The sequence below is a fragment of the Pseudomonas sp. HLG18 genome (genome assembly GCF_051903985.1).
GTDB lineage: Bacteria > Pseudomonadota > Gammaproteobacteria > Pseudomonadales > Pseudomonadaceae > Aquipseudomonas > Aquipseudomonas fluorescens_BT.
Genome location: NZ_CP195831.1, coordinates 696,881 through 718,535 on the forward strand (window position 1 = coordinate 696,881; position 21,655 = coordinate 718,535).

24 protein-coding genes and 1 riboswitch are annotated in these 21,655 nt (G+C 61.4%); of the genes, 19 read left to right on the forward strand and 5 right to left on the reverse strand.

All coding sequences use genetic code 11. The features are described 5' to 3' along the window. Nucleotides 1–162 precede the first annotated feature (162 nt). From hda to ACSPX5_RS03315, 3 genes are all read left to right on the forward strand, one after another. On the forward strand, nucleotides 163–867 hold the full coding sequence (gene hda, locus ACSPX5_RS03305; RefSeq protein ID WP_025111852.1) for a DnaA regulatory inactivator Hda: 705 nt from the start codon (nucleotides 163–165) through the stop codon (nucleotides 865–867). A 214-nt stretch (nucleotides 868–1,081) separates the two neighbouring features. Continuing rightward, nucleotides 1,082–1,702, forward strand: a complete 621-nt coding sequence (locus ACSPX5_RS03310; protein WP_169429466.1) for a C40 family peptidase — start codon at nucleotides 1,082–1,084, stop codon at nucleotides 1,700–1,702. Nucleotides 1,703–1,920: 218 nt separating this feature from the next. Then, nucleotides 1,921–2,457, forward strand: coding sequence for a C40 family peptidase (locus ACSPX5_RS03315; protein WP_169429467.1), 537 nt, complete (start codon nucleotides 1,921–1,923; stop codon nucleotides 2,455–2,457). Between the two features lie 70 nt (nucleotides 2,458–2,527). On the opposite strand, the gene ACSPX5_RS03320 is transcribed toward ACSPX5_RS03315, so the two are convergent. Together ACSPX5_RS03320 and ACSPX5_RS03325 are read right to left on the reverse strand one after the other, a co-directional pair. After that, nucleotides 2,528–3,841 carry a PQQ-dependent sugar dehydrogenase gene (locus ACSPX5_RS03320; protein WP_323162071.1) on the reverse strand — a complete coding sequence of 438 codons (1,314 nt, stop codon included), beginning with the start codon at nucleotides 3,839–3,841 and terminating at the stop codon, nucleotides 2,528–2,530. Nucleotides 3,842–3,907: 66 nt separating this feature from the next. Then, nucleotides 3,908–4,492 carry a hypothetical protein gene (locus ACSPX5_RS03325; protein ID WP_169429469.1) on the reverse strand — a complete coding sequence of 195 codons (585 nt, stop codon included), beginning with the start codon at nucleotides 4,490–4,492 and terminating at the stop codon, nucleotides 3,908–3,910. Between the two features lie 166 nt (nucleotides 4,493–4,658). Further along, nucleotides 4,659–4,884: riboswitch (cobalamin riboswitch) on the forward strand. An 81-nt stretch (nucleotides 4,885–4,965) separates the two neighbouring features. On the opposite strand from ACSPX5_RS03325, the gene cobO reads away from it, so the two are divergent. The 14 genes from cobO to ACSPX5_RS03395 all read left to right on the forward strand — a co-directional run bounded on the left by cobO (nucleotide 4,966) and on the right by ACSPX5_RS03395 (nucleotide 16,346). Continuing rightward, nucleotides 4,966–5,577, forward strand: coding sequence for a cob(I)yrinic acid a,c-diamide adenosyltransferase (cobO, locus tag ACSPX5_RS03330; protein ID WP_007950401.1), 612 nt, complete (start codon nucleotides 4,966–4,968; stop codon nucleotides 5,575–5,577). Then, nucleotides 5,574–6,869 carry a cobyrinate a,c-diamide synthase gene (locus tag ACSPX5_RS03335; protein WP_439820944.1) on the forward strand — a complete coding sequence of 432 codons (1,296 nt, stop codon included), beginning with the start codon at nucleotides 5,574–5,576 and terminating at the stop codon, nucleotides 6,867–6,869. Before cobO ends, ACSPX5_RS03335 begins: the two co-directional genes overlap by 4 nt. Next, complete coding sequence (bluB, locus tag ACSPX5_RS03340) at nucleotides 6,866–7,516, forward strand: 5,6-dimethylbenzimidazole synthase (RefSeq protein WP_439820945.1); 651 nt, start codon at nucleotides 6,866–6,868, stop codon at nucleotides 7,514–7,516. The genes ACSPX5_RS03335 and bluB overlap by 4 nt, the downstream gene beginning before the upstream one ends. After that, on the forward strand, nucleotides 7,513–8,421 hold the full coding sequence (cbiB, locus tag ACSPX5_RS03345; RefSeq protein WP_439820946.1) for an adenosylcobinamide-phosphate synthase CbiB: 909 nt from the start codon (nucleotides 7,513–7,515) through the stop codon (nucleotides 8,419–8,421). Before bluB ends, cbiB begins: the two co-directional genes overlap by 4 nt. After that, nucleotides 8,414–9,424 carry a threonine-phosphate decarboxylase CobD gene (gene cobD, locus ACSPX5_RS03350; RefSeq protein WP_207866246.1) on the forward strand — a complete coding sequence of 337 codons (1,011 nt, stop codon included), beginning with the start codon at nucleotides 8,414–8,416 and terminating at the stop codon, nucleotides 9,422–9,424. The genes cbiB and cobD overlap by 8 nt, the downstream gene beginning before the upstream one ends. After that, nucleotides 9,421–10,923: a cobyric acid synthase gene (locus ACSPX5_RS03355; protein ID WP_323162066.1), complete on the forward strand. Its 1,503-nt coding sequence runs from the start codon at nucleotides 9,421–9,423 to the stop codon at nucleotides 10,921–10,923. The genes cobD and ACSPX5_RS03355 overlap by 4 nt, the downstream gene beginning before the upstream one ends. Nucleotides 10,924–11,022: 99 nt before the next feature. Then, complete coding sequence (gene cobU, locus ACSPX5_RS03360; protein WP_439820947.1) at nucleotides 11,023–11,544, forward strand: bifunctional adenosylcobinamide kinase/adenosylcobinamide-phosphate guanylyltransferase; 522 nt, start codon at nucleotides 11,023–11,025, stop codon at nucleotides 11,542–11,544. After that, nucleotides 11,541–12,596: a nicotinate-nucleotide--dimethylbenzimidazole phosphoribosyltransferase gene (cobT, locus tag ACSPX5_RS03365; RefSeq protein WP_439820948.1), complete on the forward strand. Its 1,056-nt coding sequence runs from the start codon at nucleotides 11,541–11,543 to the stop codon at nucleotides 12,594–12,596. Before cobU ends, cobT begins: the two co-directional genes overlap by 4 nt. Then, a complete protein-coding gene (gene cobC / locus ACSPX5_RS03370) occupies nucleotides 12,593–13,168 on the forward strand; it encodes an alpha-ribazole phosphatase family protein (protein WP_439820949.1) in 576 nt (191 codons plus the stop codon). Before cobT ends, cobC begins: the two co-directional genes overlap by 4 nt. Nucleotide 13,169: 1 nt before the next feature. Further along, nucleotides 13,170–13,901, forward strand: a complete 732-nt coding sequence (locus ACSPX5_RS03375; protein WP_439820950.1) for an adenosylcobinamide-GDP ribazoletransferase — start codon at nucleotides 13,170–13,172, stop codon at nucleotides 13,899–13,901. Nucleotides 13,902–13,944: 43 nt separating this feature from the next. Then, entirely contained in the window at nucleotides 13,945–14,349 is a 405-nt protein-coding gene (locus tag ACSPX5_RS03380; protein WP_169429479.1) for a MarR family winged helix-turn-helix transcriptional regulator, read from the forward strand. 54 nt (nucleotides 14,350–14,403) lie between these two features. After that, the gene (locus ACSPX5_RS03385) at nucleotides 14,404–15,612 is read left to right on the forward strand and encodes an MFS transporter (RefSeq protein WP_169429480.1); all 1,209 of its coding nucleotides are present in this window, start codon (nucleotides 14,404–14,406) and stop codon (nucleotides 15,610–15,612) included. Further along, complete coding sequence (locus tag ACSPX5_RS03390; protein WP_439820951.1) at nucleotides 15,609–15,734, forward strand: hypothetical protein; 126 nt, start codon at nucleotides 15,609–15,611, stop codon at nucleotides 15,732–15,734. Before ACSPX5_RS03385 ends, ACSPX5_RS03390 begins: the two co-directional genes overlap by 4 nt. A gap of 51 nt (nucleotides 15,735–15,785) precedes the next feature. Continuing rightward, nucleotides 15,786–16,346, forward strand: a complete 561-nt coding sequence (locus ACSPX5_RS03395) for a glutathione peroxidase (RefSeq protein ID WP_323162061.1) — start codon at nucleotides 15,786–15,788, stop codon at nucleotides 16,344–16,346. Between the two features lie 81 nt (nucleotides 16,347–16,427). On the opposite strand, the gene ACSPX5_RS03400 is transcribed toward ACSPX5_RS03395, so the two are convergent. The 3 genes from ACSPX5_RS03400 to ACSPX5_RS03410 form a co-directional block, all read right to left on the reverse strand. Next, nucleotides 16,428–17,699, reverse strand: coding sequence for an OmpP1/FadL family transporter (locus tag ACSPX5_RS03400; protein ID WP_169429482.1), 1,272 nt, complete (start codon nucleotides 17,697–17,699; stop codon nucleotides 16,428–16,430). A gap of 146 nt (nucleotides 17,700–17,845) precedes the next feature. Continuing rightward, nucleotides 17,846–18,328 carry a hypothetical protein gene (locus tag ACSPX5_RS03405; protein ID WP_085710598.1) on the reverse strand — a complete coding sequence of 161 codons (483 nt, stop codon included), beginning with the start codon at nucleotides 18,326–18,328 and terminating at the stop codon, nucleotides 17,846–17,848. 276 nt (nucleotides 18,329–18,604) lie between these two features. After that, nucleotides 18,605–18,829, reverse strand: a complete 225-nt coding sequence (locus ACSPX5_RS03410; protein ID WP_007950419.1) for a hypothetical protein — start codon at nucleotides 18,827–18,829, stop codon at nucleotides 18,605–18,607. Between the two features lie 956 nt (nucleotides 18,830–19,785). Between ACSPX5_RS03410 and ACSPX5_RS03415 the strand changes: the two genes are divergently transcribed. Together ACSPX5_RS03415 and rmuC are read left to right on the forward strand one after the other, a co-directional pair. Then, nucleotides 19,786–20,109 (forward strand): sel1 repeat family protein, encoded by a 324-nt coding sequence (locus ACSPX5_RS03415; RefSeq protein ID WP_207866236.1) that lies wholly within the window; start codon nucleotides 19,786–19,788, stop codon nucleotides 20,107–20,109. Nucleotides 20,110–20,284: 175 nt separating this feature from the next. Beyond that, on the forward strand, nucleotides 20,285–21,649 hold the full coding sequence (gene rmuC / locus ACSPX5_RS03420) for a DNA recombination protein RmuC (protein ID WP_169432607.1): 1,365 nt from the start codon (nucleotides 20,285–20,287) through the stop codon (nucleotides 21,647–21,649). Nucleotides 21,650–21,655 lie beyond the last annotated feature (6 nt).

Genomic DNA, 21,655 nt, shown 5'->3' on the forward strand with positions numbered 1-21,655 from the left:
TGACGCCTGTGCGCCAAAGAAACTGTCATAAAACCAGCGTGTTAACGCAAACCTTTGATTTTGCTTGGGGTCTGTCGCATTGTGCGCTCCGCTTCACGGGTATAAACTTCGCACACTTTACACAGAGGCCACTAACGGTTCCTTGGGAACTGTTCAGTCAGCATGAAACCGATTCAGCTGCCCCTAGGTGTGCGTCTGCGTGACGACGCCACCTTCATCAACTACTACCCAGGCGCCAATGCCGCTGCACTCGGCTATGTCGAGCGTCTATGCGAAGCCGACGCCGGCTGGACCGAAAGCCTGATCTATCTGTGGGGCAAACACGGGGTGGGGCGTACGCATCTGTTGCAGGCCGCGTGCCTGCGTTTCGAACAGATGGGCGAACCGGCGGTGTACCTGCCGCTGGCCGAGTTGATGGATCGCGGCATAGAAATTCTCGACAACCTCGAACAGTACGAACTGGTCTGCCTGGATGACCTGCAGGTGATTGCCGGCAAGCCCGATTGGGAAGAGGCGATGTTTCACCTGTTCAATCGTCTGCGTGACAGCGGTCGCAGGTTGCTGATTGCCGCCTCCACCTCGCCACGTGAATTACCGGTGAAACTGGCGGACTTGAAATCGCGCCTGACCCTGGCGCTGATTTTCCAGATGCGTCCTCTCTCCGATGAAGACAAATTGCGCGCCCTGCAATTACGCGCATCCCGTCGCGGTCTGCACCTGACCGACGAAGTCGGGCATTTTATTTTGACTCGCGGTACCCGCAGCATGAGCGCGCTGTTTGACCTGCTCGAGCAGCTCGATCAGGCCTCTTTGCAGGCTCAACGCAAGCTGACCATTCCCTTCCTGAAAGAAACCCTGGGCTGGTAAAACCGGGGCTCTCAGCTGGTTTCGGCATATTTCAGGCGCCAGAAAATCCGCTTTCCTGTGCATTGCGCAGGCCGCGTCTCGATTCAAATAGGCTTAAGCGCTTAGATGTAAACGAGAAACCGAGAAGTCACAAAAAGATCGATTGAATTTGCAAATGAGGCTGATAGCGGGCATAGTCTCGGCTTCTTTACAACTATCAGCCACGGTCGTGCCCATGCTAAAGCGCTTCGCACCCCTCGTGCCTCTCGCACTCGTCACCCTGTTGTTCGGTTGCGCTGCTCATTCACCTGTCAATCAAGAGCAGCAACAGCAGGCTAAAAATTCTGCCACCGCCCAGTCTTCCGTTATTTATCAGGAAGAACTGGACACCGAAAAGGAACTGGCCGACTTCAACGGCAAGAAGCCTTACCAGCTTCCGGTTCTGGCCGACAGCATTCTTGAACGCGGCATGTCCCTGATCGGTACCCGTTACCGTTTCGGCGGCACCTCTGAAGCCGGGTTCGATTGCAGCGGTTTCATCGGCTACCTCTTCCGCGAAGAAGCCGGCATGAACCTGCCACGCTCCACTCGCGAAATGATCAACGTGGATGCCCCGCTGGTTTCGCGCGGCAACCTCGAGCCGGGCGATCTGCTGTTCTTCGCCACCAATGGTCGTCGCGGTCGTGTAAGCCACGCCGGGATCTATCTGGGCGACAATCAGTTCATCCACTCCAGCAGTCGTCGTAGTGGCGGTGTCCGTATCGACAGTCTGGGTGACAGCTACTGGAGCAAGTCCTTCATCGAAGCCAAACGTGCTTTGGCGAACGCTCCAACCGTGGTTACCGCTCGCAAGTAATCACGCCTATGTCGCCACGCTCGTGGCGACAAGCGGTCCTTCAGGGGCAATAGACTTAAACTTTACAAGGTGAAGTTAAAGTCTTACTTGAAGTTTGCCGCGTAGCCGCTAGAATCCTGATCTATATTGATGGCAAACCGCCTGCGTTCCCCCGCAGGCGGTTTTGTTTTCTGTCGAATCGGCAGTAAAAGCCGCAGCCAGATCAGGATGTTCTGCTTATGACGATGACGGCCCGCCTTGCCCTGATGTTCTTCGCAGCGCTGCTCAGCGCTTGCGCCAGTCGCACTCCGCCGCCAGCCCCCGTGGTTCGCGCGCCGGTTGTGTTCGGATCCTCCCAGGCTTTTTCTCCCGCTGCCGAAGACGTACTGTTCCGTGCGCTCGGGCTGGTTGGGACGCCTTATCGCTGGGGCGGCAACACGCCGGATTCCGGTTTTGATTGCAGCGGCCTGATTGGCTTCGTCTACCGCGATGCTGCCGGCATCAGCCTGCCGCGCTCTACCCGCGAGATGATCGTCATGCAGGCGCCGAATGTCGGCAAGGAAGGGCTGCAGACCGGCGACCTGATCTTCTTCGCCACCAATGGCGGCTCCCAGGTCAGTCATGCGGGGATTTACGTCGGGGAGGGGCGCTTCGTTCATGCGCCAGCCACCGGCGGTACCGTGAAGCTGGACAGCCTGTCGAAGGCCTATTGGCAGAAGGCCTATCTGAGTGCCAAGCGCGTTCTGCAGCCGGAGCATCTGGCGCATAACCCTTAGTCATTCGAAGCAATAAAAAAACCTGTGGGAGCACATCGGCTCTCACAGGTTTTTTTGTTTCAGGGTCGGGCTATTTGGCTGCCGACACTCGCCAGACCTTGTTCCCGACGTCGTCTGCCACCAGTAAGTCGCCTTGTTGATCAATCACCACGCCAACAGGGCGTCCCAGGGCGTTTTCATCCTTGTCGAGGAAGCCTGTCAGTACGTCTACAGGTGTTCCATTCGGCTTGCCGGCGCTAAACGGTACGAAGATCACCTTGTAGCCACTGTGGGGCTTTCGGTTCCACGAGCCGTGCTGACCGATGAACGCGCCTTCCTTGAATTGGGCCGGCAGCGTGTTGCCCTCGGCAAAGGTCAGGCCCAGTGAGGCGGTATGCGGACCGACGGCGTAATCCGGGGCGATGGCCTTGGCCACCAGGTCCAGGTTTTGTGGCTCGACGCGGACATCGACGTGCTGGCCGTAATAGCTGAACGGCCAGCCATAGAAACCACCGTCCTTTACCGAGGTGATGTAGTCCGGCACCAGATCGCTGCCGATCTCGTCCCGCTCGTTTACCGCTGTCCACAGCGCGCCGCTTTTCGGTTCCCAGGCGAGGCCGTTGGGGTTGCGAATGCCTGAAGCGAAGATCCGGTGATTGCCGGTGGCGCGGTCCACTTCCCAGATCGCCGCGCGGCCCTCTTCCTGATCCAGGCCGTTTTCGCCGACGTTGCTGTTCGAGCCGACGGTGACGTAGAGCTTGCTGCCGTCCTTGCTGGCAATGACGTTCTTGGTCCAGTGATGGTTGAGCGGGCCGCCCGGCAGGTCCACGACCTTGATTGGCTGGCTCTTGATTTCCGTTGCCCCGGGTTCGTAGTGGAAGCGTAACAAACGGTCGGTATCAGCGACGTACAGGTCATTGCCGACCAGTGTCATGCCGAACGGCGAGTTCAGGTTCTGCAGAAACACCGTGCGCGTTTCCGCCACGCCGTCGTGGTCGGCATCGCGCAGCAGGGTAATGCGGTTCGGGCTGGGAACCCCTGCGCCCGCACGGCCCATGACTTTCTTCATCACCCAGCCGCGTATGCCCTTGCTGTCGTCCGGTTTCGGCGGGGCATTGGTTTCCGCCACCAGTACATCACCGTTGGGCAATACGTAGAGCCAGCGCGGGTGATCGAGGTTTTCGGCGAATGCGGCCACTTGGGTGCCGGCGGCTGCGGTTGGTTTCGCACCGGCCGGCCAGCCGATCGCCGGGGCGATGTTCACCGTCGGAATCAGGGTTTTATTCGGTTCGGGCAGTTTGGGGGATGGGCCGGTGCCGTCCGAGACTTGCAGGCTGGAGGATTCACCACAGGCGGTGAGCCCTCCGGCGAGTGCGATGACGAAAACGAGCTGGGGCTTGCGCATTACTGATCTTCCCTATGAATGCATTCCTAATCATAGAGAAGTGCGCGAGCCCGATGGTTCAACCGCTCAGCCGCGCGCCTCCTTGAACAGCACGGCAATGCCGGGATGGTAGTTGCCGGCCTCGCTGCGCAATTTGCGGTAGGCGTAGGGGAAGTACCAGGCGACGGCGCAGGTGTGTTCCTTTTGCAGGTCGTCGACCATGTCCTGCAGTTCTTCCGGGCTGGCGCTGTGCTGGGCTTTCTGTGGGGCGACGAACAGGCAGCCGAGTTTGAGATCGCTGGCGTAGCTGATGCGCTTGGCATCGCTGGTGATATCGGCCAGGGCCTGAGTCAGATTCAGGTTGTTGACGCGCGGCCAGCGTTGGGTCGCCTGAATGTAAGCGCGATCTTCGGCGCCGGCCAGGAACAGGTCGGCACGGGCATTGCGTTCGCCTTCCTCATTCTGTTTGCGCGTGGCGGTGTCACGCAGGGTGACCAGTTCGGCCATCCATGCGGCGGCGGACAGCAGGCCGAGGTTGGCTTTTTCGTCGTGCCAGTAGGGCGTGTCGTTGTCGCCACGCACGGTGTTGTAGCGGTCGATACAGTCAAACCAGCGTTCCAGCACCGGGCGCAGGAATTCCAGCCGCGGATTGCTGATGATCATGCCTTGCATGGTGCTCTCCCTTGTTATTGTGATGTGCTCTCTGCAGTCAAAAAGCATGGCTCTTTGATATCACTGCTGGCAGTGTGGCACAAGATTGGCGTCAGTTAATTGATCGGCGGCAGTTATTCGCCGCACAAGCCCCTCTTCAATTGACGCTCCACCCCCAACCCTCTAACCTTCGCGGCTTGTTTCAGGTGCTCTGTGGCGCATGTCGACAGAGTGAAACAGGGAAGCCGGTGAGGCGGGTCTTCAAGTGATGAACCCTCACGATCCCGGCGCTGCCCCCGCAACGGTAAATGAGTAAAAGCTGCGTTCGATGCCACTGCTGCAAAGCGGGAAGGCGCGCAGCCAGGCACCAGCCGCTCATGAGCCCGGAGACCGGCCTGATCCATCCAGCGGCATCACGGTGGGCGATGCCAGGCTTGTTGCCGTCTGTTCTTGTGCCTGCCCGCCGTTATCCAGCCTCAACGGAGAGCTTCCCCATGACTGATTCCCCCGAACGCGACGAGCGTCACCTGGCGCGCATGCAGCGTAAAAAAGCCGTGATCGACGAGCGCATCGCCAATTCGCCAGACGAATGCGGCCTGGTGCTGGTGCTGACCGGTAATGGCAAAGGCAAAAGCAGCTCGGCGTTCGGCATGCTCGCCCGCGCCATGGGTCACGGCATGCAGTGCGGCGTGGTGCAGTTCATCAAGGGCCGCAACAGCACCGGTGAGGAACTGTTCTTTCGCCGCTTCCCGGAGCAGGTGCGCTTCCATGTGATGGGTGAGGGATTCACCTGGGAAACCCAGGACCGCCAGCGTGACATCGCCGCCGCCGAAGCTGCATGGGAAGTGTCCCGCGAGCTGCTGCGTGATCCGTCGATCGGTCTGGTGGTGCTCGATGAACTGAACATCGCCCTCAAGCACGGTTACCTCGATCTGGATCAGGTGCTCAGCGATCTGCAGGCCCGCCCGCCGATGCAGCACGTGATCGTCACCGGTCGCGCCGCCAAGCCGGAAATGATCGAGATGGGCGACACCGTCACCGAAATGGGCATGATCAAGCACGCCTTCCAGGCCGGCATCAAAGCGCAGAAAGGCGTCGAACTTTGAATCAACCACGTCACTGCCCGGCGGTACTGATCGCCGCGCCGGCCTCCGGTCAGGGCAAGACCACCGTCACCGCCGCGCTGGCCCGTTTGCATCGCAATCAGGGGCGCAAGGTTCGCGTGTTCAAGTGCGGTCCGGACTTTCTCGATCCGATGATCCTCGAGCGCGCCAGCGGTGCGCCGGTCTATCAATTGGACATGTGGATGGTCGGCGAGCAGGAAAGTCGACGTCTGTTGTGGGAAGCCGCCGATGAAGCGGATCTGATCCTGATCGAAGGCGTGATGGGTTTGTTTGACGGTACGCCGTCGAGCGCCGATCTGGCGCGGCATTTCGGCGTGCCGGTGCTCGGCGTGATCGATGGTACCGCGATGGCCCAAACGTTCGGCGCACTGGCCCTGGGCCTGGCGCGTTATCAGCCGGACCTGCCGTTCGCCGGGGTACTGGCCAACCGCGTTGGCACCGTGCGCCATGCGCAATTGCTCGAAGGCAGCCTTACCGAAGGCCTGCGCTGGTACGGCGCGCTGTCCCGTGAAACCGGGATCGAACTGCCAAGCCGTCATCTCGGTCTGGTGCAGGCCAGCGAACTCAATGACCTCGACGTGCGTCTCGACGCCGCCGCCGAAGCGCTGGCCGGCACCTGCGAGGTAGCGCTGCCGCCGGCCGTGGAATTCGCCGCGCCAGAAATCGTTGAGACTGAAAAGTTGCTCGAAGGCGTGCGAATTGCCGTTGCCCGCGACGAAGCCTTCGCGTTCACCTACGGTGCCAGTCTCGATCTGTTGCGGGCGATGGGCGCCGAGTTGAGTTTCTTCTCGCCGATCCGCGATGCGCAATTGCCCGACGCCGACAGCTTGTACCTGCCCGGCGGCTACCCGGAATTGCACCACGTTGCCTTGTCGCAGAACGCCGACATGCTCAACGCGATCCGCGCGCATCACGCCGCTGGCAAACCGCTGCTCGCCGAATGTGGCGGCATGCTGTACCTGCTCGGCTCGCTGACCGATGTCGAAGGCACCCGCGCTGACTTGGTCGGCCTGTTGAGTGGCGATGCCGTGATGCAAAAGCGCCTCGCCGCTCTGGCCTTGCAAGAGGTCGACCTGCCGGAAGGCCTGTTGCGCGGCCACACCTATCACCACTCCCTGACCACCACCGAGCTGACGCCAATCGCCCGTGGCCACAGCCCCAACGGCGGGCGCGGTGCCGAAGCGGTGTATCGGCAAGGGCGGATGACCGCCTCGTACGTGCATTTTTACTTTCCATCGAATCCGTCGGCGATTGCCGCACTGTTGGTGCCATGACCGACAACGCATTCACTGAAACCGAGCGCGAAGCGGTCTACCGCGCCATCGCCGAACGCCGCGACATGCGCCACTTCAGCGGCGGCACGGTCGAGCCTGAATTGTTGCGTCGTTTGCTGGAGGCCGCGCATCAGGCGCCGAGCGTCGGCCTGATGCAGCCGTGGCGCTTTATCCGCATCAGCGACCGCGCTTTGCGTGGCCAGATCCAGAACCTGGTTGAAGAAGAACGCGTGCGCACCGCTCAAGCCCTGGGCGAGCGCAGCGACGAGTTCATGAAGCTCAAGGTCGAAGGCATCAATGACTGCGCAGAAGTGCTGGTCGCAGCCTTGATGGACGATCGTGAACGACACATTTTCGGTCGTCGCACGCTGCCGGAAATGGACATGGCCTCATTGTCCTGCGCGATCCAGAACCTGTGGCTGGCGGCGCGTGCCGAAGGCCTGGGCATGGGCTGGGTGTCGCTGTTCGAACCGCAGGCGCTGGCCGATCTGCTGAAACTGCCAGCCGGGGCCAAGCCGCTGGCAGTGCTTTGCCTGGGGCCGGTCAAGGAATTCTATCCGGCGCCGATGCTGGTACTCGAAGGGTGGGCGCAGGCGCGTCCGCTCAATGAGCTGCTGTATGAAAATTTCTGGGGAGTGAGTCAATGAGTGTGGCGTTGTTGAGTGTCGCCGCGGTCGCGCTGGATGCGCTGCTGGGTGAACCGAAGCGCTGGCATCCACTGGTGGCGTTCGGCAATTTTGCCGGGCGCATCGAGCAACGTTTCAACACCGGCGGGCGTGGGTGGCGCAGCCATGGTGTCACCGCTTGGGTGATCGCGGTGCTGCCATTGACGTTAATTGCCACGGCATTGTCCTGGGCGCCTTATGTGGGCTGGGTTGTCGAGATCATCGCGCTGTATTGCGCCCTCGGCATGCGCAGTCTCGGTGAGCACGTCGAGCCGGTGGCCAAGGCTTTGCGCAGCGATGACCTGGAAGAGGCGCGCAAGCGCGTGGGTTACCTGGTCAGCCGTCAGACCAGTGAGCTGGACAGCACGGCTGTCGCCCGTGCCGCCACCGAGTCGGTGCTGGAAAACGGCAGCGATGCGGTGTTCGCTGCAATCTTCTGGTTTGTCGTGGCCGGTGTTCCGGGCGTGGTGCTCTATCGTCTGAGCAACACCCTCGACGCGATGTGGGGTTATCGCAACGAACGCTTCGAGCGTTTCGGTTGGGCCGCGGCAAAAATCGACGATGTCCTCAACTACATTCCCGCACGGCTTGTGGCGTTGACCTACGCGCTGCTCGGCAAAACCCGACTCGCGCTGAAATGCTGGCGCACCCAAGGCCCGAAATGGGACAGCCCGAACGCCGGCCCGGTGATGGCCGCCGGCGCAGGTGCCCTGGGCGTGGAGCTGGGCGGGCCGGCGATCTATCACGGCGAGCTGCACGAGCGTGCGCAACTGGGCGAGGGTGCGCCGGCGGATGCCGATTCCATCGATCGCGGCTGGCAATTGGTTCAGCGCGGGGTATGGTTATGGCTGCTGATTCTCTGCGTGGGGGCTGAATTCTATGCTTGAGCACGGTGGCCGGCTGCGCAGGGCGGCGCTTGAATACGGCATCGCGGAAGAAGACTGGCTCGACTTGTCCACCGGTCTGGCGCCGTGGCCGTTTCCGGTTCCGGAAATTCCGCTGCGGGCCTGGGCGCGCTTGCCGGAATCCGATGACGGTCTGGAGCAGGCCGCGTGCGACTACTACGGCGCCGCGCAGGTTTTGCCGGTGGCCGGTTCGCAGATGGCCATCCAGTTGTTGCCGCGATTGCGCCGGGCCGGCAAGGTTGGCGTGCTGTCGCCGTGTTATGCCGAGCATGGCGAAGCCTGGCGGCGCAGCGGTTACATCGTCCGCGAAGTGTTGGAGCAGGAAGTCGATTTCTTCCTCGACGGCCTCGACGTGCTGGTGGTGGTCAACCCGAACAATCCCACCGGCCTGAGCCTGACTCCGGCGCGCCTGCTCGACTGGCACGCACGGCTGGCCCAGCGCGGCGGCTGGCTGGTGGTTGATGAAGCGTTCATGGACAACACGCCGCAGTTAAGCCTTGCCCCGCATGCGCATCAGGTGGGGTTGATCGTCCTGCGTTCGTTCGGCAAGTTTTTCGGTCTGGCCGGTGTTCGACTCGGGTTCGTGCTGGCGGAGCGCAAGCTGCTCAGATTGCTGGCCGAGCAGGTCGGACCCTGGGCTGTCAGCGGGCCGACCCGGGTATTGGGGCAGGCCTGCCTGCAAGACACCGAAGGTCATACCCGCCAGCGGATCCGCAGTGACGAAGCCAGCGAACGGCTGGCTGCACTGCTCGAACGCTATGGCTTCAAGCCTCAGGGCGGCTGTGCGCTGTTTCAGTGGCTGATCACCGAGCATGCTCACGCACTGCACGAATTCATGGCCCGTCGCGGCATCCTCCTGCGTCTCTTCACGCACAACAGCAGCCTGCGTTTCGGTCTGCCCGCCAATGTCGCCGATGAAGCGCGTCTTGAGCAGGCCCTGCAAGCGTTTGCCATGGACCGCTCTATGGACAAGAAACCCGCATGACTACGTTAATGGTGCAAGGCACCACCTCCGACGCCGGCAAAAGCACGCTGGTGACGGCGCTGTGCCGCTGGGCAACCCGTCAGGGCGTTGCCGTAGTGCCGTTCAAACCGCAGAACATGGCGCTCAACAGCGCAGTGACCGCCGACGGCGGCGAGATCGGCCGGGCGCAAGCGGTGCAGGCGCAGGCGGCGTTTCTCGAGCCACACACCGACATGAATCCAGTGCTGCTCAAGCCCAACAGCGACACCGGTGCCCAGGTCATCATTCATGGACGTGCGGTCACCAGCATGAACGCCGTCGCCTATCACGACTACAAAGCCATCGCCATGCAGGCCGTACTGGCCTCTCACGAGCGCTTGAGCGCTGCGTATCCGCTGGTGATGGTCGAGGGCGCGGGCTCGCCGGCGGAGATCAATCTGCGCGCCGGTGACATCGCCAACATGGGCTTCGCCGAAGCGGTGGATTGCCCGGTGCTGTTGATCGCGGACATCAATCGGGGCGGCGTGTTTGCCCATCTGGTGGGCACGCTGGAACTGCTGTCGCCGAGCGAACAGGCACGGGTGAAGGGCTTCATCATCAACCGCTTCCGTGGCGATATCGCCTTGCTGCAACCGGGCCTCGACTGGCTGGAACAGCGCACCGGCAAACCGGTGGTGGGCGTGCTGCCGTACGTGATGGACCTGCATCTGGAAGCCGAGGACGGCATCGACCAGCGCCAGATCGACAAGGCCGAGCAAGTCTTGAAAGTGGTGGTGCCGGTGCTGCCGCGCATCAGCAATCACACCGATTTCGATCCCCTGCGACTGCATCCGCAGGTTGACCTGCAATTCATCGGCCCGGGGCAAACGATTCCGCCGGCCGATCTGATCATCCTGCCGGGATCGAAAAGCGTGCGCAGTGACCTGGCGTATTTGCGCGCCAATGGCTGGGAAACCGCCATCCGCCGTCATCTGCGCTATGGCGGCAAGCTGCTGGGGATCTGCGGCGGTCTGCAAATGCTCGGCGAGCAAGTGCATGATCCGCTCGGCCTGGAAGGCGCACCGGGCTCCAGCACCGGTCTGGGGCTGTTGGCGTTTGAAACGCAGCTCGAAGCCGAGAAGCAATTGCGCAATGTGCGCGGGCGTCTGGCGCTGGAAGATGCCGAGGTCAGCGGTTATGAAATTCATGCGGGTGTGACGACAGGGGCTGCGCTGGAAAACGCTGCTGTCCATCTGGATGACGGCCGCTGTGATGGCGCGCAAAGTCTCGACGGGCAGATTTTCGGTACCTACCTGCATGGCCTGTTCGAATCGCCGGCGGCCAGTGCGGCGCTGTTGCGCTGGGCCGGTCTGAACGATGTGCAGGAGGTGGATTACCACGGCCTGCGCGAACGCGATATCGAGCGTTTGGCGGATCTGGTGGAGAAGCATCTGGATACCGGGCTGTTGTGTGAACTCTGTGGTATCCAGGCCGGATGTGATGGCCTCTTCGCGGGCAAGCCCGCTCCCACAGGGTGTTGAGGTGTACTCAAGTGCCATGTCCGGCCGACATCCATTGTGGGAGCGGGCTTGCCCGCGAAGAGGTCAGTTGTCTCAACGAATTTTTTTCAGGATGCCTCCATGCTCCAGTTGATCCTCGGCGGCGCCCGCTCCGGCAAAAGTCGCCTGGCCGAAAAGCTCGCCACTGACAGCGCGCTGGCCGTGACGTACATCGCCACCAGTCAGCCGCTGGATGGCGAGATGAATGAACGCGTCGCCCATCACCGTGCCCGTCGTCCCGCCGAATGGGCGTTGATCGAGGAGCCGCTAAAGCTCGCCCGGGTGCTGCGCGAGAACGCCAGTGCCGAGCGTTGCCTGCTGGTGGATTGCCTGACGCTGTGGCTGACCAATCTGCTGATGCTCGAAGACGCCGAACGCCTCGCCGCCGAGCGCGAAGCCCTGCTTGAATGCCTGGCGTCGCTGCCGGGTGAAATCATTTTTGTCAGCAACGAGACCGGAATGGGTGTCGTGCCGCTGGGCGAATTGACTCGCCGCTACGTCGATGAAGCCGGTTGGCTGCATCAAGCTCTGGCCGAGCGTTGTCAGCGAGTCGTCCTGACCGTCGCCGGCCTGCCCCTGACTCTTAAAGGACCTGCGTTATGACTCAAGCCTGGTGGCTGAACCCGTGCAAGCCGGTGGATACGGACGCCGTTGAAAGCGCGGCAGCCCGTCAACAGCAATTGACCAAACCCGCAGGCTCCCTCGGGCGACTGGAATCTGTAGCAGTGCAACTGGCCGGATTGCAGGGGCAGATCAAGCCGAAACTCGATCAGGTCTGGATCGCGATTTTTGCCGGCGACCATGGTGTTGTCGCCGAGGGTGTTTCCGCGTTTCCGCAGGAAGTCACCGGTCAGATGCTGCTGAATTTCGTCAGCGGCGGCGCGGCGATCAGCGTGCTGGCGCGGCAGCTCGGTGCGCAACTGGAAGTGGTGGATCTGGGCACCGTGACCCCGTCGCTGAACCTGCCGGGCGTGCGCCACTTGAATATCGGCCAGGGCACGGCGAATTTCGCCAAGGGTGCGGCGATGACTTCGGCTCAGGGCGAGTTGGCCTTGCAGGGCGGCCGCGACAGTGTGCTGCGCGCGAAGGCGGCGGGCGCGCAATTGTTCATCGGTGGCGAAATGGGCATCGGCAACACCACGGCCGCCAGTGCGCTGGCCTGTGCGCTGCTCGATTGTCCGGTGGCACACCTGACCGGTCCCGGCACCGGGTTGAATGCCGAAGGCGTCAGCCACAAGGCGCTGGTGATCGAGCGGGCGCTGGCGCTGCACGCGGCGCAGCGTGGGGATGTGCTGCAGACCCTGTTCAATCTCGGCGGCTTCGAGATTGCGGCTTTGGTCGGCGCGTATCTGGCCTGTGCTCAGGAAGGTGTGGCGGTGCTGGTGGACGGCTTCATCTGCACGGTCGCTGCGCTGGTGGCGGTGCGTCTGAATCCGGCTTGCCGTGAGTGGCTGCTGTTCGGTCATCGCGGCGCCGAGCCGGGCCATCGTCATGTGCTGGAAACTCTGAGTGCCGAGCCGCTTCTTGAACTGGGCCTGCGTCTGGGCGAGGGCAGCGGCGCTGCGCTGGCGGTGCCGTTGTTGCGTCTGGCCTGTGATCTGCACGGCCAGATGGCGACCTTCGCCGAGGCCGCGGTGGCGGATCGTCCGGCATGACCTTGCGTCTGGACCTGCTGCGCCACGGTGAAACCGAACTCGGCGGCGGCCTGCGCGGCAGCCTCGACGACGCGCTGACTGAAAAAGGCTGGGCGCAGATGCGCGAGACGGTGAGCGGGCAGGGGCCGTGGGATCGGCTGGTCAGTTCGCCGTTGCAGCGTTGTGCGCGGTTTGCTGAAGAGCTGAGCGCGCAGCGGGATCTGCCGGTATCTCTGGACAAGAATCTGCAAGAGCTGCATTTCGGTGCCTGGGAAGGGCAGAGCGCGGCGGCGCTGATGGAAACCGATGCCGAAGCGCTTGGGCTGTTCTGGGCGGATCCGTATGGGTTTACCCCGCCGCAGGGGGAGCCTGTCAGCGAGTTTTCTGCGCGGGTGCTGGCGGCGGTCATGCGACTGCATGCGGCGCACGCGGGGGAGCGGGTGTTGCTGATCAGCCATGGCGGCGTGATGCGTCTGTTGCTGGCCCGGGCCCGTGGTTTGCCTCGTGAGCAGTTGCTGAATGTCGAAGTGGGTCACGGCGCGCTGTTTTCGCTGATCGTCGAGGCCGACGGTTCGCTCAGGGAAGTGTGCTGACATGCTGCCCCTGTGGATCGCCCTGCAATTTCTCAGCAGCCTGCCGATTCGTCTGCCGGGCATGCCGGCGCCTGAACAGCTCGGGCGCTCGTTGCTGTTTTATCCGCTGGTGGGCTTGCTGTTCGGGGTGATTCTCTGGGCACTGAACATTGCGTTGACTGGCGCGCCACTGCTGTTGCATGCGGCGCTGTTGCTGACGGTGTGGGTGCTGCTCAGCGGCGCTTTGCACCTTGATGGCCTGGCGGACAGCGCCGATGCGTGGCTCGGCGGCTTCGGTGATCGCGAGCGTACGCTGACAATCATGAAGGACCCGCGCAGCGGGCCGATTGCCGTGGTGACGCTGGTGCTGGTGTTGTTGCTCAAGTTTGCCGCGTTGCTGGCCTTGATCGAACAGCAGCAGGGTATGGCATTGATCATCGTGCCGCTGATCGGGCGAGCGGCGCTGCTCGGACTGTTCCTCACCACGACTTATGTGCGGGCCGGCGGGTTGGGTCAGGCGCTGGCCGATCATCTGCCGCGCAAGACGGGTTGGCAGGTGCTGGCGGTGAGTGCGGCGGTGTGCGTGGTGATTGCCGGGTTCAATGCTGTCGTGGCGTTGCTGCTGGCGGTCGTCGTGTTCATCTGGCTGCGACATTTGATGGTGCGGCGCCTGGGCGGAACCACGGGCGATACGGCCGGTGCGCTGCTGGAATTATTGGAAATGTCGGTGCTGGTCGGGCTGGCCTTGTTTTGATCTGTAACTTGATTTGACAGACTCGCGGGTATATACACGCATCATGCTTCCTTCTCAGTGTTTGTGCATCAACCTGCGTCGCGCCGCTCGTGGCGTCAGCAGGCATTACGACGGCGCTCTCGACGGCTTCGGGATCAACGTTGCCCAGTATTCTCTGCTGTGCAATCTGCAGCGGCTGGATCAGCCGAGCATCTCCGAGCTGGCCGAAGCGATGGGCCTGGATCGCAGCACTCTCGGACGCAATCTGCGGGTACTGGAAGGCGAAGGGCTGGTGGCGCTGGCTGAGGGCGAAGACATGCGCAACCGCATTGTCCGGCTCACCGAAACCGGTGCGCAACGCCTGGCAGCAGCCCTGCCGGCCTGGGAAGCGGCGCAGCAGCGGTTGATCGACCGACTGGGTGCCGAGAAGCGTGAAACCTTGCTGCGGCTATTGGATGAACTGGCCTGAGGGCCGGTTTTTTCCGAATCTAAGCGGGTATATACCCGCGACTGGAGAATAACAATGAGTTCGATGTGGCGTACGTGCGGTTGGGTGTTATTGGGGAGTGCGCTGATTCTGGCGTTGTCATTGGGCGTGCGGCACGGTTTCGGCCTGTTCCTGTCGCCGATGAGTGCCCAGTTCGGTTGGGGCCGTGAGGTGTTCGCCTTCGCCATCGCCTTGCAGAACCTGATCTGGGGCCTGGCGCAACCCTTCACCGGCGCACTGGCCGACCGCTTCGGCGCGGCAAAAGTGGTACTGATCGGCGGCGTGCTCTACGCCCTGGGCCTGGTGTTCATGGGGCTTTCGGAGACCGCTTTGGGCTTGTCCCTGAGCGCTGGCCTGCTGATCGGCATTGGGCTGTCCGGGACCTCGTTCTCGGTGATTCTCGGCGTCGTCGGCCGCGCCGTGCCACCGGAGAAACGCAGCATGGGCATGGGCATTGCCAGCGCCGCCGGATCCTTTGGTCAGTTCGCCATGCTGCCGGGCACCCTCGGGCTGATCGGCTGGCTCGGCTGGTCGGCGGCGTTGCTGGTGCTGGGCCTGCTGGTGGCGCTGATCGTGCCGCTGGTGAGCATGCTCAAGGACAAACCGCTGCCGGTGCTCGGCCATGAGCAAACCCTGTCCGAAGCCCTGCGCGAAGCCTGTTCGCATTCCGGGTTCTGGCTGCTGGCGTTCGGTTTCTTCGTCTGCGGTTTTCAAGTGGTGTTTATCGGCGTGCACCTGCCGGCCTATCTGGTCGACCAGCATCTGCCGGCCACCGTCGGCACCACGGTGCTGGCGTTGATCGGCCTGTTCAACATCTTCGGCACCTACACCGCCGGCTGGCTCGGCGGGCGCATGTCCAAGCCGCGACTGTTGACCGGCCTGTACCTGCTGCGCGCGGTGGTGATCGTGCTGTTCCTGTGGCTGCCGGTGACGACCACATCGGCTTATCTGTTCGGTATGGCCATGGGCTTCCTGTGGTTGTCGACGGTGCCGTTGACCAACGGCACGGTGGCGACTCTGTTTGGCGTGCGAAACCTGTCCATGCTCGGGGGGATCGTGTTCCTGTTCCATCAACTCGGCTCTTTCCTGGGCGGCTGGCTGGGCGGGGTGGTGTATGACCGAACCGGGAGTTATGACTTGATCTGGCAAGTGGCGATTCTCTTGAGCCTGTTGGCGGCCGCGCTGAACTGGCCGGTGCGCGAGCGCCCGGTCGCGCGTCTGCAGGTCCGTACGAGCGCAGCATGAAGCGGATCTGGCCGCAAGTCGCTATCACTGCACTGGGCGCCGCCTTGCTGACGCTGGTGTGGTGGGGCTGGCACCAGGGTGGCCTGGCACTGATGCAGTTGGGCATGGGTGCTTGCCTGTAGGCTTTGGTGGCGAGTAACGTCGGGTTCTGACGACTCTCAAGGATGCCCGACATGCTCAAGCGCTGGTGTGCTGTTCCTGTGTTGCTGATGGCGTTGACCGGACTGGCCCAGGCCGCGGATTGTCCGGATCTGTTGCAAGGTTCGTTGCCCAGGTTGCGGGCCAAGGAATCCATCGACCTGTGTCAGCGCTACGCCGACAAGCCGCTGGTGGTGATCAACACCGCCAGCTTCTGTGGTTTCGCCCCGCAGTTCGAGGGGCTCGAAGCGCTCAATCAGCGCTACAAGTCCCAGGGGCTGGAAATGCTCGGCGTGCCCTCCAATGACTTCAAGCAGGAGTCCAAGGACAGCGCCGAGACCGCCAAGGTCTGCTACGCCAACTACGGCGTGACGTTCACCATGACCGAGCCGCAGAAGGTGCGGGGTGACGATGCGACTCACTTGTTCCAGGTGCTGGCAAAACAGAGCAGCGCACCGAAGTGGAATTTCTACAAATACGTGGTTGATCGCCAGGGCAAGGTGATCGCCAACTTTTCCAGCCTGACCAAGCCGGATGATCCGGAGTTTCTCGCGGCTATCGAGAAAGCCATCGCCTCAAAACCCCTGAAACCCTGATCGACGCCCACTAAAAAGCCCCGCCTCTGTCGAGAGGGCGGGGCTTTTTAGTGGGCGAGGGGTTAGCCTCGCCGTACAGCATCAGAAGCGGTAGGTCGCGCCGACACCGAAGCCGTTTGCCGAGTTTTCATACTTGGCATCGTAGGTCTGGCCACGATTGTTTTCGTTGTGGACCTTGACGGCCTCTTCCTTCAGGTACGAGTACGCGACGTCGATGGTCAGGTCGTCAGTCGGGCTCCAGCCGGCACCGATGCTGAAGATGGTCCGGTCACCGGTAGGGATGCGCGGCGAACGGTCGACGTTGTTGGTCGGCGACTGGTCGAAGGTCAGACCGGTACGCAGTACCCATTCCTTGTTCAACTGGTAGGACGTACCGATGGCGTAAGCCCAGCTGTCATGCCAGTTCTGCTCTTCGGTGATTTCGCCAAACTGGCCGGCCAGCAGCGGCTGGACACCGGAGTTCTTGACGGTGATCTTTTCCAGCTGGCTCCAGCGGGTCCAGGTGGTACCGGCATAGACGTTCCAGCGATCGTTGATCGCCTGGGTAACCGAGAAGTCCACGGATTCAGGTGTGGTGATCTTCAGCGAAGCGTCGTACTTCTGGCTGGCACCCAGACCGACTGCGGCCAGTGCGCCGTAGTTGACCTTGGTGTTGCCTTCGAGCTTGTAGTCGACCTTGGAATGGTAGGTCAGACCCAGTCGAGTGGTGTCGGTCGCTTGTACCAGCACACCGATGTTGTAGCCCAGCGCGGTGTCATCACCCTTGATCTTGACCTTGCCGTCCGGCAGGGCCTGAGTGATCGACAGGTTCGATTCCAGGGTGCCGTCGATACGGTTGATGGTCGGACCGAAACCGACCGATACCACATCGTTGAACTTGTAGCTGACGGTTGGCTGGAAAGTGATGACCTGTACTTCGGACTTGCTGCCGAAGTAGCGGCCGGCGAAACCTTTTTCATAGTCGGTAATCAGGCCGAAGGGTACGTACACACCCAGGCCGAATGCCCAATGCTCATCGATTGGCTTGACGTAGAAACCCATAGGAACTGAGGTGAAGGGCACCATGTCGCCTTTGTTGCTGCCGCCGTTGGGGCTGGAGCTGGCGTCGCTGATATCGGTCTTGGCATCGAGGAATGCAACACCACCGGTGACTTGTTCGCGAGTGAGACGCGACATGCCGGCAGGGTTGCCATAAACAGTGCTTGCATCGTCGGCAGAAGAAGATCGCCCGGCGTACCCAGTCCCCATCCCGCTGATGCTGTGCTCGTTGATGGCAAAGCCAGCGGCGAAAATCTGCGTGGATGCCAGGGAAACGGCGAGGCTGATGGTGGTTTTGAGCATTACTTTTTTCATTATTAGAACTCCTGGTGATCACCGGGGCGGAAATTACCAACATTTTCGTCCCAGCGCTATAGTCCCTAAAGCCTGAGTTAGAGCGGTTTTGTAGGACAATCCGACCAGATTCGCGACCCGTTGGACGATCTTGCGAAACTGACGAGTCAGCACGCGACCTGATTCAGCGGTGAAACACAGGTCTGCCAGGCACAGGTGAAGTCACGCAGACGACCCTGGGGTTGAAAGGTCTGGCGCCAGATGCGGGCCATTGCGAGCAGGTCGTCCGGGTCGGGGAGGGTGGGGGTCTGTTCTTCCACCAGCAGCCAGGCGATGGCGGTGGCGTAACGCAGGTTGACGGTCAGTTCGAGGTGCGGACTGCTGAGAAAGGCATGCTGGCTGGCCAGGCCGCGAACCAGGCTGGCGCGCTCCGGATCGAGCGCCAGGTAATGGTCCCAGAGGGCCTGGTGGCGATGCTCGGCAATCCGGTACAGGCCGTGGCCACGGCGGTCATGCAGGGCGGAACCCAGGGCGGACTGACTGGCGGCGATGCCCAGCAGCAGGGATTCGGCGGTGGCGCAGTGACGTCCCAGATAAATCAGCGTTGGACGGATCACATAGCGGCACAGTTCGCTGGCAGCGATACCCATAAAACCCTCGGTTCTTGTTATTGGGCGGCGAGGCCTGAAGGGGAGCTTGGCAGCTGTGAATCGAATCAGGCCCGCCGAAAGCGGATCAAGCCGCTTGAGTTGAAGTGTAGTGTCATATTCGCGCCGTAAAGGCCTGTTTTTAAAATATTTCCGGCGAGCAGTTATAACCGTTATATCGGTTGGTGCTTAACCGTGAGCGGTAAAAAGAGAAACATCGGGCAATAAAAAGCCCCGCGTTTCAAGCGGGGCTTTTGCTTTTGCAGCCACTTCGGCCTCTCAGGCGATCAATGCCTGACGAGTGCGATCGATCACGGCCTGCAGCGGTTCGGCGCTGGAGTACTGATCGGGGTACAGACGCTCGCTGTGGCGGGCGATCCCGTGTTCATTGACCACGGTGAAGCTGAAGCAGCCTTTGCGAGCGGCCATGATCAGGCAGTTCATTGGAGCAAAAGCGTTGGTTAGGGTGCGAATGGCATCCTGAGTCTGGATTTGAGTAGACATAGTTATTAGGTGTTCCTACAAATGACACGGATAAGAACCGTGCAACGTTAAAACGTTCCAGTAACGCAGACCACCATTGGTCGAACGAAGAACCCGACTGGAACAAAGCAGCCAGTTTGAAGCGCTGAAAAGTTGGCGCGCTTGGGCTGGCAGGTAGGTACTTAGGAGGACAGGCAACACATCGAGGGCAGAGGTTCTGGGCCCGGGGTGAAGATCCTGATCAATTTGCAGGTTGGTTCGGTCAGAGTAAGTGGTCTTCGCAACACCCTTTGTATTCGATTCAAAGGCTGTGTCGTCGCAAGATTTACCTGGAAACCATCGAGGGGTCGGACCCGCTTTTATCGGTAGAGGCTTCTGTGAAGGAAGGCTGACCGTGGGGGTTTGTTCGACCGGAATTGACTTTCAGCTTGGTACTAACGCCGCGGATACTAACGGAACGCATCGAGGAAGGCAAACCTCATTTCTAAAATGAACCTGCGGGATGTTCTTCCGGCACCGGCCGCGCCCCGATTTGGCTCACATCCCGACCGTCGGTCGTCTCGCGGGGGCGGCGAGGTGGTTGCATCGCAGCCGCTTATCCCCAATCAGAATGCCGGAACGACCCGAAAAAGCGCATCGATATAACCGCGTAACAGGTACTTGTGCACATTAGTTGCGCAGACGGTAACCACACTGTCACATCGTTCCTGACCCCGATGGCTGCCTGTAACGAAAGTTTAAGTCAATGAAAAACATCGCTTTTTTTTACTGGTGAAAAAATCGTCAGTTTGACTGCGGGCCCCATTCCACAAGGCTTTGCGGCGTGTCGAGAGGGGTTGTCCACTGAGTTATCCACAGCTTCTGTGGATTGTCCCGAGCGCTTGCTCTAGCACGGGCGTGCCGGGATTTTTTTCGACTTTACCTGTGCGAAAAAAAGAGTAGAGTGGCGCGCCTTCCGATCTGCCCCACAGTGCTTTATGAAGTTTCGCTCAGCTCCAGATTCTGTTACTTCCCAACCCCCTCGTGTTACCGCCCCCAAGCGATTTTCCGTACGTGTGGCCGAATGGCTGCTCGACAGCCCGCGCCTGAGCGACAGCCAGAATGCCAAGCACCTCGCCGGCCGACTGCTCAAGCAACCGGCCCGCGAAGGCGTGATTGTGGCGCAAAGCCGTCTCGGACAGTTGATGTGTCGTGAGTGCGGCAATGCCCGGGATCGCCGCATCGGGCAGGACCTGCTGCGTCAGGCCGCCCGTGCGGGTGACCGGCGTGCGCAACAGGAACTCGGCCTGATCGAAGACTGAGCTGTCCAAGACCTGACGCCTTGGTTAACCTTCAGGCTTTATCGGATCGGCGGGAATGACTATGGCGATGGACTTGACCAGCATCTTGCTCGGGTTGGCAGGCGCGGCCTTGCCGCTGCTGGCGCTGGCCTGGCAACTGCAGCGCCGGGCCAGTCATGGCGAGTCTGAAGTTGCGTTGCTCGAAGAGCGACTGGCCATGGCGCAAATGGCCCAGGACGGCCTCAATGCCCAGCTTGAAGCCTGTCGCGACGAAATCGCCGACCTTGGCCAGGCCAATGCCTCCAAACAAGCCGATCTCGCGGCCGTGCGCCGGGAAGTCGAACTCTTGCAGATCGAGCGCGACGACGCCCGTGACGCCGCCCATGCCTGGAATCTCGAGCGCGCCAGCAAGGAAGCCGAGCTGCGACGTCTGGACGCTCAGGCCGCTTCACTGAATGCCGAATTGCGCGAGCAGCAGGAAAGCCATCAACAACGTCTCGATGACCTGCAAGGCTCCCGCGACGAGTTGCGCGCCCAGTTCGCCGAACTGGCGGGCAAGATCTTCGACGAGCGTGAACAGCGTTTCGCCGAAACCAGCCAGCAGCGCCTCGGGCAGTTGCTTGATCCTTTGAAAGAACGCATCCAGTCGTTCGAAAAGCGCGTCGAGGAAAGCTATCAGGCCGAAGCCCGCGAGCGTTTTTCGCTGGCCAAGGAACTGGAGCGTTTGCAGCAACTGAATCTGCGCCTGAGCGATGAGGCAACCAACCTGACCCGCGCCCTGAAGGGCCAGAAAACCCAGGGCAACTGGGGTGAACTGATTCTCGAGCGCGTGCTTGAGCATGCCGGGCTGGAGAAGGGCCGCGAGTACCAGACACAGGTCAATCTCAAGGGCCCGGACGGCGAGCGCTTTCAGCCGGATGTGATCATTTATCTGCCGGGCGACAAGCAGGTGGTGGTCGACTCCAAGGTCAGCCTCACGGCGTATCAGCAATATGTGGCGGCCGACGACGATGCCATCGGCCAGATCGCCATGAAGCAGCATGTGCTGTCGCTGCGCAGCCACGTCAAAGGCCTGGCAGGCAAGGACTACAAGCGTCTTGAAGGGCTGCACAGCCTCGATTTCGTCTTGCTGTTCGTGCCCATCGAAGCGGCGTTTTCCGCGGCGCTGCAAGCCGAGCCGGCGCTGTTTCAGGAAGCCTTCGACCGCAACATCGTGATCGTCAGCCCGACCACGCTGCTCGCCACCCTGCGGGTCATCGACAGCCTGTGGAAACAGGAACGCCAGAGCCAGAACGCCCGGGAAATCGCCGAGCGAGCCGGATGGCTGTACGACAAGTTCGTGCTGTTCATTCAGGATCTGGACGAAGTCGGCAATCGTCTGCAGCAACTGGATAAAGCCTACAGCGCAGCACGAAACAAACTGACAGAGGGGCGCGGCAACCTGGTCAGTCGCAGTGAACAGCTGAAATTGCTCGGCGCACGAGCGAGCAAGAGCCTGCCGGCGGATCTGCTGGAGCGCGCCATGACCGATGCCGACGGCCTGGTCGAACTGCCTGAATAAGCCACT